The following is a 16446-nucleotide window of genomic DNA, read 5'->3' as shown; positions in this document are numbered from 1 at the left end:
TTCATTCAGCGTAAGTGCAACTTTCTTCTGGAGGTTCGCAGTCCAGACACCTCTCGCTTTCCGCAGGCGGCTGGTGAGCCTCCTCGGGCTGCCGCCCTGCGGGGTCTCACCTATGCCTATCCTCCTGCTGGAGTCTCAAGGTGTCTGGACTGCTCCCAGGGAAGACCGAATTTGGAATCCTATTTATTATTTTAGGAATAGAATTCTCATCATGATATGATTGTTTCCAATAATAATAACGCTCTCTTCCAGTTCAGTTGCCCGGTGGACGGTGACTCCTGCGGGAATAGCACGAGTCCGGAGGACCCCGCAGGGCGATAGCCCGAGGAGGCTTCGGCTGTGCCCGCGGAAAGCATCCGTCCACCGGGCAACTGAACGGCGATTAGAGTTCTAAACTATAGGAACGAGCAAAGACACTTACGCTGAATGAAAGGATTCAGTAGTTTCTTTCGGTTACTTCCTAAGAGGGAGTAATTGGGAAAACAGAACAGACTTTTAAAAACTAGGAATTAGGTTAGGATGATGTAAAGATGAAAATTTTATTTATTGGTGATGTTGTTGGTTCACCAGGACGGGAAATGGTTAAGGAATATCTGCCAAGATTAAAAGAAAAATACCGCCCAACCGTCACGATTCTTAACGGCGAAAATGCAGCAGCGGGCAAAGGAATTACAGAAACGATTTACCGCAACTTCCTCGAATGGGGTGCCCAAGCAATTACAATGGGAAACCACACATGGGATAAAAAAGAAATCTTTGACTTCATTGATGAAGCCAAATACCTTATCCGCCCTGCAAACTTTCCGGACAACAACCCAGGAAAAGGAATCATCTATTTAAACGTAAATGATCTTAAAGTAGCTGTCATTAACATGCAAGGGAGAACCTTCCTGCCAGCAATTGAAGACCCATTTACCACGATAGATAACCTGATTCAAGAAGCAAAAAAGCACACGAACATTATTTTCGTCGATTTCCACGGTGAAGCAACAAGTGAAAAGCAAGCATTTGGCTGGTATATTGACGGAAAAGTCAGCGCTGTCGTCGGCACACACACTCACACACAAACTGCAGACGAGCGAATTCTTCCCGACGGTACCGCCTATATCACTGATGTAGGCATGACTGGTCCTTACGATGGAATACTTGGAGTAGAAAGAGAAGCTGTTCTAAAACGCTTTCTAACATCACTGCCTGTACGTTTTGAAATTACAAAAAAGGGTAGAAAACAATTAAATGCAGTGTTAGTTTCCATTGATTCAAAAACAGGGAAAGCAGTAGACATCGAAAGAATATTAATCAATGATGACCACCCCTTCTTTGCCTGACTGTTATTCAGAACATCCCTTTTGCTGAGGCAATACGAGTTGGTTGTTCCTGATGTCTTCTAACAGGTTTAGGGAATAAGCTTACAACTCAAAGAATATAGTAGAAATAGAACTATAAAACTGAGGTAAGGGAGGTACTACTAATGGAAGTATTGAAGGTTTCATCAAAATCTAATCCAAATTCAGTAGCAGGGGCTCTCGCAAATGTGCTTCGCGAAAGAGGAACTGCAGAAATTCAGGCGATTGGTGCAGGAGCATTGAATCAATCAATAAAGGCTGTAGCCATTGCAAGAGGATTCGTTGCTCCAAGTGGAGTAGATCTCATTTGTATACCGGCATTCACCGATATCAAGATTGATGAAGAAGAAAGAACTGCAATCAAATTAATCGTGGAACCAAGATAATTAAAAAGCAATCATACGCCTTCCTTCTAATCAAGGAAGGTTTTTATTTGCAGTTTCGCGGTATATATTGTTAAATTTATTCATAAGCCTTATACTTATTATGTTGTAAACTTATACATAGAAGTACTCATTGAAAGGAGAGCCGAGATGAACGAACAAGAGCGAAAGCAGCAGGCACAAATTAATACAGAAGAGAATTTCGAACGGATTAAACAAACGTCCAGTGAAGATATGATCGCAAAGTATTTCCATACCAATTACACCCCCAAAACCCCTGACATAAAAAAAGCAAGAAAGAGAAGGAAAGAAGAAGTCCAATTTAAATATGATTTTTCTATTCCCGAAGATATGCAAACGGTGGGTGAGGGCCGTAAGTTCTTAATTCGCACCTATGGTTGTCAAATGAATGAACATGATACAGAAGTAATGGCTGGAATATTTATGGAAATGGGTTATACTGCAACAGAAGATGTAAAAGAAGCAGATATCATCTTATTAAATACTTGTGCCATCCGGGAAAATGCGGAAAATAAAGTGTTCGGTGAGATTGGACACTTGAAACCATTAAAGCTTGAAAATCCGGATCTCATTATTGGTGTTTGCGGATGTATGTCCCAAGAAGAATCAGTTGTTGATCGGATATTAAAGAAACATCAACATATTGATCTTATTTTTGGAACACATAATATCCATCGGTTACCCCACCTGATTAAAGAAGCGATGTTTGGAAAAGAAATGGTCGTCGAAGTATGGTCAAAAGAAGGCGATATCATTGAAAACCTTCCGAAAGCTCGTAAAGGAAAAATCAAAGCTTGGGTCAACATCATGTATGGCTGTGATAAGTTCTGTACGTATTGTATCGTCCCAATGACAAGAGGAAAAGAGCGCAGCAGAAGACCGGAGGATATTATTCAAGAAGTAAGACATCTGGTCGCCCAGGGCTATAAAGAAGTCACCTTACTCGGTCAAAATGTGAATGCATATGGTAAAGATTTTGAAGATCTGGATTATACCTTTGGAGATTTAATGAATGACATTCATAAAATCGACATTCCAAGGGTCCGTTTCACGACATCTCATCCAAGAGATTTCGATGATCATTTGATTGACGTATTGGCCCAGGGTGGAAACTTGCTCGATCACATTCATTTACCGGTCCAATCCGGAAGCTCAGAAGTACTGAAGAAAATGAACCGTAAATATACACGGGAAGAATACTTGGAACTTGTCCGTAAAATTAAAAAAGCAATTCCCAATGTCACATTGACGACTGACATCATTGTCGGATTCCCGAACGAAACGGATGAACAGTTTGAAGAGACGATGACACTGATGGAAGAAGTCGGCTTTGAAGCAGCGTACACGTTCATCTACTCTCCGCGTGAAGGAACGCCGGCTGCAAGAAAAAAAGATGATGTACCGGAAGAAGTGAAGAAACAGCGTCTTTATCGTTTAAATGAACTTGTAAACAAACAATCTGCGGAATCAATGAGGAAATATGAAGGAAAAACAGTAAAAGTACTCGTTGAGGGTGAAAGTAAGAAAAATCCTGATATTCTCGCAGGGTATACAGAGAAGAATAAGCTTGTGAACTTCAAAGGACCGAAATCAGCAATTGGTCAGATTGTGGAAGTGGAAATTACCGAAGCAAAAACTTGGTCCTTAGATGGTATCATGGCAGAAAGTAAAATTGAGGTGAAGTAACATGGCACAATATTCAAGGAAAGAAGTACTTGACGCGGCAAAAAATTTGGCAGACATGCTAGCAAATACGGAAGAAATTGACCGCTTTAAAGAACTCGAAGCTAAAATAAATGCGAGTACAAAAATTCAAACACTGATTACAAAGATTAAAGCTTTACAAAAACAAGCAGTAAATTTGCAGGCTTATGATAAGAAAGAAGCATTAGCCCGTGTAGAAGAGCAACTGGATCGTTTACAAAGTGAGTTGGACGGTATCCCTATCGTTTCGGAATTCAAAGAACTTCAAGTGACAGTAAATGATGTCTTACAGCTTGTATCTACTACAATTTCTAGAGAAGTAACAAACCGTATTATTGAAGGGACAGGCGGTAATGTACTAGAAGGCAAAACAGGTACAAAAGTAACGAAATAGCTAAAAAAACCAAGCAATCTATTATGCTTGGTTTTTTTAGCACGTATTAACGGTCTGTAATACCCCCACCCCTAAACATTAGGGAAGCCCAATATGTGAGGGTGGGGGATATACAGTCCGTAAATACCTGATTCTGTTCAACTAACATTCAGTGGGGGAGATAAGGATATCCCCCCCACTGAATGAAGTTTCACTTTAGCTCTCCGCTTGGGAAACTGCTTAATCTTTAGTATGGATGAAATCTGTTTGGACATCTTCTAATTCATCATCCGTCACGGCATGATCCCACACTTCATCATCGTCTTCATCTTCCACCTTATTTGCATCCCAAGTCGGATCCACTTTTACGAGTAATTTTGTTTCGCCAATTACTTGCACGATAAATTCTCTTTCCACCTCAACTTTAATTTTATTTCCTTTTTTCTCAATTTTGCATTCTAGGCAATTTGGCTGCTGTAACACTTTTGCAATCACATCGAAATCATCATTCAGGCAATTTTCATCTTTGATGGATAGGGGCACAATATCACGATATGTTACTTTTTCCGTAACGACCTGCGTCTTTGTATTATCATTAAAGGAATACCAAATATTTACTTCATAGCTACCATTTATTTCTACACTATCCGTAGATTTCATTTTTGCGTGGTATAAATGATTAATCACCCAGCACCCGAGAATGCTCGAGGGACGGTTTGGGGGAGTAACCGTATGAAATTCCTTTGTAAACTTACGTCCCTTCCCAATAACTGCCTTAGTGATGATTTCTCGATAATCTTTTTTTAGAAAAGACATAGCTGTATTTACCTCCTCTTTTTTCATAGTCATTTTATGCATGGCAAACACCTAAAGTGCATACTTCCGAAATCAATAAATAATAACCTAGCTTTCGTGAAAAATAATAGTCAGCGGGTTAGAGTGAAGTTATTAATCTATGCTATAATGGCGGGAGAAGATTTCGGATATGTTGGAGGCTTAATGATGGCAAAGAACACACCAATGATGGAACAATACTTAAGAATAAAAGCCGCTCACCAAGATTCATTTTTATTTTACCGCCTAGGTGATTTCTATGAATTATTTTATGATGATGCAATTAAAGCGGCACAAGAACTTGAAATAACATTAACAAAAAGAGGCGCGCAGCGTGAAAGTGAAGCAATTCCAATGTGCGGAGTTCCTTATCATTCTGCGGAGAACTATATAAAAACACTAATAGATAAAGGCTATAAAGTAGCAATCTGTGAACAAGTAGAAGACCCAAAAACAGCAAAAGGAGTTGTGAAAAGAGAGGTCGTTCAGATTATTACTCCTGGTACGGTTATGTCGCAATCGATGCTTGATGAAGGGGAGAATAATTATCTCTGCAGTCTTTCGCATTTCAATGACGGCTCTTATGTCGTTGTTTATAATGATTTATCGACCGGAGAGAACCGTGTAACTCTCATTGAAGCAGGCTGGGAAGCAGTTCTTCATGAATTATACAATCAGCCGATCAAAGAAATTGTCATATCTTCCACTTTAGAAGAGGATTTGCAAGCGCAATTAAAAGAAAGGTTACAGATTACGTTATCTTATCAAGATGAGATTACATTTAATGGGGAGTACCGTGATTTAGCGGAGAATTTAAATGACGAACGTCTAATGACAGCCTTTAGCAGGTTGCTTAACTATATTCAACAGACCCAGAAACGTTCACTCGACCATTTACAACAGGCAACTGTTATCGAATTAAAGAATTATTTATCACTCGATATGTTTTCAAAACGTAATCTGGAATTAACAGAAACGATTATCAAAAAAGGGAAACATGGCAGTTTATTATGGGTGCTCGATGAAACGATTACAGCAATGGGCTCTCGTACATTGAAAAAGTGGCTCGAGCGACCGCTGTTAACGAAAACAGAAATTGAAAGACGATTGAATATCGTTGAAGTATTTTACAACGGGTTTATGGAAAGGGACATGCTGAGAGAAGCGTTGAAGTCCGTATATGATATGGAAAGATTGGCTGCAAGGATCGCTTACGGGAATGTAAATGCGCGCGATCTCATCCAGTTGAAACAATCCTTACAAAACATCCCTGAAATCAAACAAGTTCTCTATCAATTCCCAAATGAAGAAATGAAAGTATTAGCAGATGAACTTACCTATCCTAAAGAAGTCGTTGCACTGCTTGAGCAAAGTATTACGAATGACCCGCCTGCATCGATCACAGAAGGAGATATCATCAAAGATGGATACAATGCACAACTAGATGAATACCGTGATGCATCGCGAAATGGGAAACAATGGATCGCAGAATTAGAACAAAAAGAAAAAGAACGAACCAACATCAGATCACTAAAAATCGGATATAACCGAGTATTTGGTTATTATATTGAAGTTACGAAAGCGAATTTACATCTTTTACCAGAAGGACGATATGAACGAAAGCAAACGTTAACGAATGCCGAACGGTTCATCACGCCAGAACTAAAAGAAAAAGAGACAATTATTCTTGAAGCAGAAGATAAAAGTATCGAACTGGAGCATGATTTATTCGTTGAAATTAGAGATAAAATGAAAAATCATATTCCACTCTTCCAAGAACTTGCTGAGCATATCAGTCAGATTGATGTGCTTCAGTCCTTTGCTACAGTCAGTGAGGCAAATAATTACACAAGACCGCGCTTTGTGAGAGAGAATTTATCGATTAAAAATGGCCGCCACCCAGTTGTTGAGCAAGTAATGACAGAGGGGACATTTGTGCCGAATGACGTTCAACTGGATAACGAAAATAGTATTCTATTAATTACCGGTCCGAACATGTCAGGTAAGAGCACGTATATGCGGCAACTCGCTCTAACGGTAATTATGGCTCAAATCGGATGTTTTGTACCGTGTGAGGAAGCTGATTTGCTCCTATTCGATCAGATTTTTACGCGGATTGGTGCTGCTGATGATCTTGTTTCTGGTCAAAGTACATTTATGGTGGAGATGCTTGAAGCAAATCATGCTTTGGCAAAAGCGACCGATCGCAGTTTAATCCTACTGGATGAAATAGGCAGAGGAACGAGTACATATGATGGCATGGCACTTGCCCAAGCGATTGTAGAGTACATTCATCATAATATAGAAGCAAAAACATTGTTTTCCACACATTATCATGAATTAACTGCGATGGAAGAGACCCTTCCACGGTTGAAGAATATTCATGTCCGCGCGGAAGAATATGAGGGCAATGTTGTATTTCTTCACCAGATTAAGGAAGGTTCGGCAGACCAAAGTTACGGAATTCAAGTTGCCAAGCTCGCTGGACTTCCAGATGCATTAATTGAACGGGCGACGGCGATTCTTACAGAATTGGAAGAGGGTGCTGAACATGAACCGGTCACAGAAAGAATGGAAGCTGGTCAACTCTCCTTCTTTATTGAAGAAAATTCACCTGAGAAAGAAAATAAGCTCACAAAAAAAGAGCAGCAAGTAATCGATGACTTAGGACAGTTAAACTTATTTGAAATGACGCCAATGGAAGCAATGAATGCATTATATCAACTCCAAAAAAAGCTAAAATAACGGACGGCTTGAAGTTAGAAAGGATGTTTCTATGAAAATAAAACAGATGCCTACCGAACTGGCGAATAAAATTGCAGCAGGAGAAGTTGTCGAACGTCCTGCATCTGTTGTGAAGGAGTTGGTGGAAAATAGTATTGATGCGGGTAGTACCTCGATAAAAATAGAACTTGATGAAGCAGGAATTACCCGAATTAAAGTGACGGACAATGGGGATGGAATGACCGCGGCTGATAGCGAGCGGGCATTTCTCGCCCACGCGACAAGCAAGATCAGTAATGAGACAGACTTATTCCATGTCCGTACCCTCGGATTCCGTGGCGAGGCGCTTGCAAGTATTGCTGCTGTCAGCAAACTAACTCTCAAAACATCTACAGGAGAAGAAGCTGGTACTATTTTATCCATTGAAGGCGGTGAGATTGTAGAAAGAAATAAAAGTGATGCGAGAAAGGGTACAGAGATAACTGTCGAGCAACTATTTTACAATACTCCAGCCCGATTGAAATATATGAAAAGCCTTCATACGGAATTAGGCCATATTACTGATTTATTAAACCGACTCGCTCTATCTTATCCGGAAATTCGCTTTGAGGCGATTCATAATGGAAGAACGTTATTTAAAACTTCTGGAAGCGGTGATTTGTTGCAAGTCATTGCTCAAGTGTATGGCATGTCGGTAGCGCGCAAGATGCTTCCAGTTCACCATGAATCGCTTGATTATGAAATTACAGGGTATATCGCCCGGCCGGAAGTGACTCGTGCTTCACGTAATTTCATATCGACGATTATCAATGGCCGTTATATTAAGAATTATCCATTGGCTAAAGCAGTTATGGATGGGTATCATACAATGCTTACCATTGGAAAGTATCCACTCGTCGTTCTGAAAATAAACATGGATCCAATTTTAGTGGACGTGAACGTTCATCCAACGAAACTGGAGGTACGGTTTAGTAAGGATAAAGAACTTTATGAATCTGTGAAAGAAACAATCCGAACAGCACTTAGACAAGAGACTTTAATACCGGAAATCGAATATAAACAACCGAAAGAAAAACAGCAATCAATCCAAGAACAATTCACCTTTTCGGCACCTATGGAAGAGGAAGTGAACAAGCAATCGGTTAGAGAAGAAACCATTATTAAAGAACCGACAAGAGAAATACAGCCACCGGTCATGAAAGAGTCGATTCAGCAACAGGATGAAACGATCCCGGTGCCAGATCCTGAACCAGAATATTTAGAACCGGTACAGGAAGAGGCAGTAGAGGCACCTAAAGAAGACCGGATTCCATTGATTTATCCGATTGGTCAGCTGCATGGCACGTACATTCTCGCACAGAATGAAGAAGGCTTTTATATGATTGACCAGCATGCTGCCCAGGAGCGAATCAAATATGAGTTTTTTAGGGATAAACTTGGGAAACCGAGTACGGACTCCCAACAACTGCTCCTCCCTTTAACTTTTGAATTTTCGAACCAAGAGGCATTGTTTATCGAAGCATATAAAGAGGACTTGGAAAAGGTCGGGCTCTTTTTTGAACCGTTTGGGGAGAAAACGTATATCATTCGTTCCTGTCCGAGTTGGTTTCCAAAGGGATTTGAGGAAGAAGTCGTTCGTGATATTATCGAGCAGATTATGAAAGATGATAAAATTAATATCGCGCATATCCGTGAGGAAGCGGCAATTATGATGGCCTGTAAACGATCGATTAAAGCAAATCACCATCTGACGATAGATGATATGTTCCAACTAATTGAAGACTTGAGATCGACAACAGATCCGTTCACTTGCCCTCATGGACGACCGATCATTATCCATTTTTCCAGCTATGAGCTTGAGAAGATGTTTAAGCGGAGCATGTAAAGGTATAACCTCAAGCCTTCGCAGCCTAAAAACAGTTTGCTATCCCTTGTTATAATTAGTACTTAGGCCTATGGATACGACTCTAAAAGTTTGTTCCATTTCCCAATAATGCCTTTTTAAAAGTAAACGAAAGACATGACGGATTACCTTAATCAGCGCAAGTGTCTTGAGCATTCTCATTTTTAGCGTCCTAGTTCTACCCGCCGTTCAGCTTCCCGGCGGACCTCCAGATGAAAATTTACACTGAATAAAAGGGATCACCCAAAAAAATTCTTCAAACACAGCGAGTGCTTGATGAGGCTGCTGATTTACTTTCCTGTTTGAGGTGTGAAAGTTTTAGGGTATAACAAATACCTGAATGGAGTAAACTAGTAAGAAAAAATTCATGAGGTGAATAGCTTTGGATAACCAGTCGTTAATAAACTTTTTGAACCAATTACTATCCAATCACTTTATTCTGTATGTGAAGCTCCATCGCTACCATTGGTACGTTAAAGGAAAGAATTTTTTCCAGCTCCATGAACATTTTGAAGGGCTCTATAATCGTTCAGCAGGCCAGCTTGATGAAGTTGCTGAACGAATTATTATGATTGGTGGCCAGCCGCTCGCGACCATGAGTATGTATTTGAAGCAAGGCACGCTTGAAGAAGCGAACGCGGATGATACAGAGGCGGAAATGATTACCCAATTAATTCATGATTTTGAGAAAATCGCTAATGAAATAAGAGAGACCGGTCTTGTATTAACAGCAGAATTCGCGGATGAACCGACGAATGATTTGCTTATTGAACAATTGGCATCATTCGAGAAAGAACTATGGATGCTCAGGAGCTATCAGGAAGAGAAATAACAATCTATAATAATCTAGGGGTAATACGATGAAAAAAACAGTCATAGCCGTTGTAGGTCCAACAGCTGTTGGGAAAACAGCTCTCAGTATTTATCTTGCCAAACAACTGCAAGGTGAAATCATCAGCGGTGACTCGATGCAAGTGTACAAAGGGATGGATATCGGTACGGCTAAAATCCGTAAAGAAGAAATGGCAGGAATCCCCCATCATCTGCTTGATATGTTAGAGCCGACGGAAGAATATTCGGCAGCAGCATACAAAGCTGATGTGGAAAACAGAATCGAAGAAATTACCGCAAGAGGCCGCCTGCCTATAATTGTGGGCGGTAGCGGCCTATACATACAGGCTGCTTTATTTGATTATAATTTCCCTGACATCCCTCGGGATGAATTCAGGACTAAAAAGTTAGAAAATGAAGCAAGAGAAGAAGGGATTAACCAGATTTACCGCCGTCTTGAGGAGGTCGATCCCGATCAGGCAAGAAAAATTCACCCAAACAACCATCGTCGCGTTATTCGTGCGCTGGAAATATATGAAACTACCGGGAAAACCAAAACGGAATGGGAAAGTGAGCAAAAAAAAGAACCGAAGTACAATACATTGTTTATCGGGCTTGAAATGGAAAGAGCAACACTTTATGAACAAATTAATGCCCGCGTGGATATGATGATGGAAGAAGGCCTGCTTGAAGAAGTTACGGCCCTCTATCATGCGGGTTACGCAAATACCCAGGCAATGAAAGCGATTGGCTATAAAGAATTTATTCCGTATTTAGAAGGCAAAGAAGGTCTGGATGAAGCAGTCGAGAAATTGAAACAAAATTCAAGACGCTATGCAAAAAGGCAATTTACCTGGTTTAAAAACCAATTGCCAGTAGAGTGGTTTTCGATCCATCCGGAAGAAAAAGAGGAAAAGTTTACAATGATTTTGCAAAAGATAGCAGGAATATTGAAAATGAAGTAGAATTAAGATTATATAGATAGAAAAAGGGAGGAAGTACCATGGCACAAAATGTCAACATTCAAGAACATTATTTAAATCAATTAAGAAAGAATCACACTTCGGTTACTGTCTTTCTGACAAATGGATTTCAATTACGAGGGATTATCAAAGCGTTTGATAATTTTACGATTTTACTGGAAACCGACGGAAAGCAGCAACTAATTTTCAAACACGCAATTTCAACTTTTGCGCCAGTGAAAAATGTTAACTTAGAAAATGAGTAATAACGACGGATGCTATTATTGGCATCCGTTTTCTAATGAAACTTCTATCCTCCCACTTGCTGAATGAGTTTTACTTTATAGCATTCCTGTAAAAAGGAAGTTCGATTAAGTACTCTCATGTATGGGGCGACATCGAACCCGCGCACTTAGCCTGGATGGACACTACTGTCTTTGAATTTGGGCGTTTGTCACCCTTTTATGATTATCTACGTATACTGGGATGACGAAGGAGTGAGTGTATGGAAACGGAAATGAGAGCGAGCCGGAATGGCCGGATCAATATTGTTTTGCAAGATACTCTATCCCAGACTGAAAGAAAGCGTTCAGCCGGTTTTAATAATCAGTTCAAACAAATAGAGGAAGCTTTTAACTCGTTTGTTGGCGTTAAACAAATTAAAACAACGATAAAACAAATTTATGCGACCGTACTTATTAACGAAAAAAGAAAGGAAGCAGGGCTTTCTTCTAACCAGCAAGTATTGCATATGTTATTTAAGGGCAATCCCGGTACAGGAAAAACAACACTTGCACGCAGACTTGCTAAATTATATGTTGACCTTGGAATCCTTTCGAAGGGACATTTTATTGAAGCGGAACGGGCCGATCTTGTTGGGGAATATATTGGACAGACGGCGCAAAAAACAAGAGCGCTAATTGAAAAAGCAATGGGGGGCATTCTCTTTATCGATGAAGCCTATTCACTTGCCCGCGGTGGAGAAAAGGACTTTGGTAAAGAGGCGATTGATACACTTGTAAAACATATGGAAGACGGTCACAAGGATTTCATTCTTATACTCGCAGGTTATCCCTCTGAAATGGGCCGATTTCTTTCGACCAATCCAGGACTGGAATCGCGGTTTCCGTTTATTCTTGATTTTCCCGATTATAAATTGGAAGAATTAATGGAAATAGCACATCAAATGGTTCGATTAAGGGAATATCAATTAACAATGGAAGCGGACAGAAAGCTAAGGGATTATTTATATCATCAATTAGCAACGAAAGGAAGACATTTCGCCAATGCCCGTTCGGTACGGAACTTGATGGAAAAGGCGATTCGGTTACAGGCATACCGACTCGTCCAGACGGAAAATTACCAACCGGAAAGGCTAATGGAAATTACCGCAGCAGATATTAAATTTGAAAATGAGTAAAAGAGAGGTAACTTATGGCAGAAAAGATTTTAGTTATCGCAGTAAGAAAGCCAGAACAATTACAGGAACGGTTTCAATCGTCACTCGATGAAATAATCTCATTGAGTAATACAGCCGGCGGGAAAGTGGAGGGGGTTTTCACGCAAAATCGCAACCACATCCATCCGGCAACCTACCTCGGTGAAGGGAAATTGAGGGAGATTAAAGATGAGGTTGAAGCAAAGGAAATCGACCTTGTTATTTCCAACGATGAATTGTCTAGCGGCCAATTAAGGAATTTAAATAATTATCTAGGAGTCCGGATTATTGATCGGAGCCAGCTGATCTTAGATATCTTTGCGCAGCGGGCTCAAACGAAAGAAGGTAAGCTGCAAGTGGAGCTTGCCCAATTGGAATATTTATTACCAAGATTACGAGGTCAGGGAATTGAATTATCCCGTCTCGGCGGTGGAATTGGGACAAGAGGTCCGGGAGAAACGCAATTAGAAACAGACCGCCGTCATATCCGGCGCAGAATCGGTGATATTAAAAATCGCCTAAAACTTGTTGTCAACCAGCGTGAGCAATACCGGAAACGCAGAAGGAATAATGCGATTTTCCAGATTGCCATTGTCGGGTATACAAATGCTGGAAAATCAACTTTATTTAATCAATTAACGGATAGTAATACACTTCAGGAAGATAAGCTTTTTGCGACACTGGATCCATTAACGAGGAGGGTCGTACTCCCCTCTGGATTTCAAGCGATAATGACCGATACGGTTGGTTTCCTTCAGGATCTTCCGACATCTCTTATTGCAGCATTCCGTTCAACATTAGAGGAAGTTGCAGAAGCTGATTTTCTTTTACATGTTATCGATGTATCCCATGTGGATTACGAACAACATATTGAAACAGTGGAAGAACTTTTACAGGAATTGGATGCAGATCAATTGCCGATGTTATATATTTATAATAAGAAAGACCTTCTAGAGGAAGATTTCATTGCTCACGAACGCCCGTATTCTCTTGTTTCTGCGTACGAAGAAGAAGATATGCAGCTCATCTTAAGGAAAATAGAAGAGATGTTAAAAGAGGTATGGGTGCCGTTCCATGTCGCGCTGGAAGCAAATGAAGGCAGACTGATGGTCCAATTGGAGCAAGAAGCAATCCTTACAGATAAGTCCTATAATGAAGCGGATAATCGCTATCATATTAAAGGATACATTCGAGAAAATCATGCATTATTAAACAGATTAAAGGAGTAATGAACAAATATGCTTTTGGACTTAATCAACCAGACAGAACAAGATATTAAAACATTGAAAGAACAAGTAAATACCGTAGTGGAGAAAAATCAGCAACGTGTGCTCGATGCTTTTATTGAAAATCGGGTAAGTGACAGCCATTTTAACTCTACAACTGGTTATGGGTATGATGATATGGGCAGGGACGCGCTTGAAGCGGTATATCGTGATGTATTCGGGACAGAAGATGCGCTCGTCCGTCCCCAACTCGTTTCCGGTACACATGCCATCTCGACCGCCTTATTTGGTGTGCTTCGACCAGGAGATGAACTCCTATATATAACAGGAAAGCCGTACGATACGCTCGAAGAAGTAGTTGGTAAAAGAGGAAATTCTCCAGGTTCATTAAAAGAGTATGCAATCGGTTATGGAGAAGTTGATTTGCAGGAGGACGGGGCTGTTGATTTTGCTGCCGTCAGTCAAAGAATCCGAGCAAATACGAAAGTAATCGGCATTCAGCGTTCAAAAGGTTATGATGACCGACCTTCTTTCACAGTGGCAGAAATTAAAGAAATGGTCGATTTTGTAAAAGAAATAAAAGATGACGTTATCGTATTTGTTGATAATTGTTACGGTGAATTTGTGGAAGAGCTGGAACCAACTCATGTAGGTGTTAATCTGATGGCAGGGTCCCTCATTAAAAATCCAGGCGGAGGAATTGTTCGCTCTGGTGGCTATATTGTGGGAGACGAACTTTTGGTCGAACAATGTGCCAACCGTTTAACTGCACCTGGACTAGGGAAAGAAAGCGGAGCGACATTAAACATGCTGCAAGAACTGTTTCAAGGATTTTTCCTCGCTCCTCATGTAGTTGGCGAAGCATTAAAGGGCGCAATATTTACGTCACGATTCCTTGAATTGGCCGGGTTTACAACGACACCAGCTTACCAGAGCAAACGGACCGATTTAATCCAATCTGTCACATTCGATACAGCGGAGCAAATGATTGCATTTTGCCAGGCAATCCAAGAGAATTCCCCTGTAAATGCTTATGTGACACCATTTCCAAGTGAAATGCCAGGCTATGAAGATGAAGTCATTATGGCAGGGGGAACATTCATTCAAGGATCAAGCATTGAATTATCCGCAGATGGACCAATCCGTGCTCCGTACACGGCTTACGTTCAAGGGGGGCTTACGTATTCCCACGTAAAACTTGCTTTAACCCGGGCAGTCACAGCACTTGAGAAAAAAGGTTTTCTCCTCGTTGAATAGGGTATAGTAATATTTGGGTGGAGATTAACATCCAAACTAATAGTTGGAGGAGATTTAGTTGGGAACCGAAATTACAAAGGAAACGATCAAAGAAAAGATTAAAGAGGAAAATGTCCGCTTTATTAGACTGCAATTTACCGATATTCTTGGAACAATTAAAAATGTGGAGATACCACTCAGTCAATTGGATAAAGCGTTAAACAATAAGATGATGTTTGATGGTTCTTCAATCGAAGGGTTCGTGCGTATTGAGGAATCAGACATGTATTTATATCCGGACTTAGATTCCTTTGTTGTATTTCCTTGGACATCTGATAAAGGAAAAGTAGCCCGTTTCATCTGTGATATTTACAATGCGGATGGAACACCGTTTTCGGGATGTCCCCGTTATATTTTAAAAAGAAATTTGAAACGGATGGAAGAGCTCGGATTTGATACATTTAATATCGGTACCGAACCGGAATTCTTTTTATTTAAGCTGAATGAAAAAGGTGAACCAATTCTTGAATTGAATGACCATGGTGGTTATTTCGATCTTGCCCCAACAGATCTTGGGGAAAACTGCAGGCGGGATATTGTTCTGGAACTGGAAGAAATGGGCTTTAAAATTGAAGCATCACACCATGAGGGTGCACCAGGACAACATGAAATTGACTTTGAATACTCGGATGCTGTTCGTCACGCGGACGATATCCAAACGTTTAAGCTTGTCGTTAAAACGGTCGCAAGAAGACATAATCTGCACGCGACATTTATGCCGAAACCACTATTTGGTGTAGACGGATCAGGGATGCATGTCAACATGTCCTTGTTTAAAGACGGTGAAAATATGTTTTTTGATGAAGCAAGTGAACGCCAATTGACGGATATAGCTAGCCAATTTATCGCTGGGCTTCTGGAACATGCAACTAACTTCACTGCAGTGACAAACCCAATTGTAAACTCATATAAACGGCTCGTACCAGGTTACCAAGCACCTTGTTATGTAGCTTGGTCCAGTTCGAACCGGAGTCCGTTATTACGGATACCAAGTTCAAGAGGTGTGAGTACACGTGTTGAAGTAAGAAGTGTGGATCCGGCATCAAATCCATATTTGGCACTTTCTGTCTTGCTTGCTTCAGGCCTAGACGGGATCGAACATAAATTACAACCACCACAAGCAGTTGACCAGAACATTTATGCAATGACGAAAAAAGAAAGAATAGAAAATGGAGTGAAAGATTTACCAGCCACATTGAAAGAAGCGCTTGATGAGATGGAAAAAGACCCTGTCATTATTCAGGCACTAGGAAAACATCTCTATCAAAATTATGTGGAAGCAAAAGAATATGAGTGGCAAATGTTTAATAATACAGTTCATCCTTGGGAGCGCGAACAATATTTAACATCCTATTAATCTTGTAAACAAAACATCTGATCTTTGCACCGAATGCGAAGATCAGAT

14 protein-coding genes are annotated in these 16446 nt (G+C 40.5%); 13 read left to right on the top strand and 1 reads right to left on the bottom strand.

Features of this window, described 5'->3' with window-relative positions:
- Positions 1–530 precede the first annotated feature (530 nt).
- The 4 genes from IEX94_RS14635 (at position 531) to IEX94_RS14620 (ending at position 3848) form a co-directional block, all read left to right on the top strand.
- Entirely contained in the window at positions 531–1328 is a 798-nt protein-coding gene (locus IEX94_RS14635; RefSeq protein ID WP_188858505.1) for a TIGR00282 family metallophosphoesterase, read from the top strand.
- A gap of 143 nt (positions 1329–1471) precedes the next feature.
- Entirely contained in the window at positions 1472–1732 is a 261-nt protein-coding gene (locus IEX94_RS14630) for a stage V sporulation protein S (protein WP_156856452.1), read from the top strand.
- Between the two features lie 147 nt (positions 1733–1879).
- Positions 1880–3436 (top strand): tRNA (N6-isopentenyl adenosine(37)-C2)-methylthiotransferase MiaB, encoded by a 1557-nt coding sequence (gene miaB / locus IEX94_RS14625; RefSeq protein ID WP_188858503.1) that lies wholly within the window; start codon positions 1880–1882, stop codon positions 3434–3436.
- A gap of 1 nt (position 3437) precedes the next feature.
- A complete protein-coding gene (locus IEX94_RS14620; protein WP_188858501.1) occupies positions 3438–3848 on the top strand; it encodes a YlbF/YmcA family competence regulator in 411 nt (136 codons plus the stop codon).
- Between the two features lie 219 nt (positions 3849–4067).
- Here the strand turns inward: IEX94_RS14620 and cotE are convergent, their stop codons facing one another.
- Positions 4068–4643, bottom strand: a complete 576-nt coding sequence (cotE, locus tag IEX94_RS14615; RefSeq protein ID WP_188858499.1) for an outer spore coat protein CotE — start codon at positions 4641–4643, stop codon at positions 4068–4070.
- Between the two features lie 186 nt (positions 4644–4829).
- Between cotE and mutS the strand changes: the two genes are divergently transcribed.
- The 9 genes from mutS (at position 4830) to glnA (ending at position 16398) form a co-directional block, all read left to right on the top strand.
- Positions 4830–7406, top strand: a complete 2577-nt coding sequence (gene mutS, locus IEX94_RS14610; protein ID WP_188858497.1) for a DNA mismatch repair protein MutS — start codon at positions 4830–4832, stop codon at positions 7404–7406.
- A 31-nt stretch (positions 7407–7437) separates the two neighbouring features.
- Entirely contained in the window at positions 7438–9270 is a 1833-nt protein-coding gene (gene mutL / locus IEX94_RS14605; protein WP_188858494.1) for a DNA mismatch repair endonuclease MutL, read from the top strand.
- Between the two features lie 400 nt (positions 9271–9670).
- Positions 9671–10120 carry a Dps family protein gene (locus tag IEX94_RS14600; RefSeq protein WP_188858492.1) on the top strand — a complete coding sequence of 150 codons (450 nt, stop codon included), beginning with the start codon at positions 9671–9673 and terminating at the stop codon, positions 10118–10120.
- A 28-nt stretch (positions 10121–10148) separates the two neighbouring features.
- Positions 10149–11084, top strand: a complete 936-nt coding sequence (miaA, locus tag IEX94_RS14595) for a tRNA (adenosine(37)-N6)-dimethylallyltransferase MiaA (RefSeq protein WP_188858490.1) — start codon at positions 10149–10151, stop codon at positions 11082–11084.
- 38 nt (positions 11085–11122) lie between these two features.
- On the top strand, positions 11123–11347 hold the full coding sequence (gene hfq, locus IEX94_RS14590) for an RNA chaperone Hfq (protein ID WP_156856460.1): 225 nt from the start codon (positions 11123–11125) through the stop codon (positions 11345–11347).
- A 239-nt stretch (positions 11348–11586) separates the two neighbouring features.
- Entirely contained in the window at positions 11587–12501 is a 915-nt protein-coding gene (locus IEX94_RS14585; protein ID WP_156856461.1) for an AAA family ATPase, read from the top strand.
- Between the two features lie 14 nt (positions 12502–12515).
- Positions 12516–13748, top strand: a complete 1233-nt coding sequence (gene hflX / locus IEX94_RS14580; protein WP_156856462.1) for a GTPase HflX — start codon at positions 12516–12518, stop codon at positions 13746–13748.
- 9 nt (positions 13749–13757) lie between these two features.
- Entirely contained in the window at positions 13758–15002 is a 1245-nt protein-coding gene (locus IEX94_RS14575) for a methionine gamma-lyase family protein (protein ID WP_156856463.1), read from the top strand.
- Positions 15003–15060: 58 nt separating this feature from the next.
- Positions 15061–16398 carry a type I glutamate--ammonia ligase gene (glnA, locus tag IEX94_RS14570; RefSeq protein WP_156856464.1) on the top strand — a complete coding sequence of 446 codons (1338 nt, stop codon included), beginning with the start codon at positions 15061–15063 and terminating at the stop codon, positions 16396–16398.
- Positions 16399–16446: the final 48 nt, after the last annotated feature.

The sequence above is a fragment of the Oceanobacillus indicireducens genome, from assembly GCF_014647195.1.
Taxonomy (GTDB): Bacteria; Bacillota; Bacilli; order Bacillales; family Amphibacillaceae; genus Oceanobacillus; species Oceanobacillus indicireducens.
The sequence above is the reverse complement of the archived record's forward strand: the minus strand, read 5'-3'. Positions and strand labels throughout refer to the sequence as shown.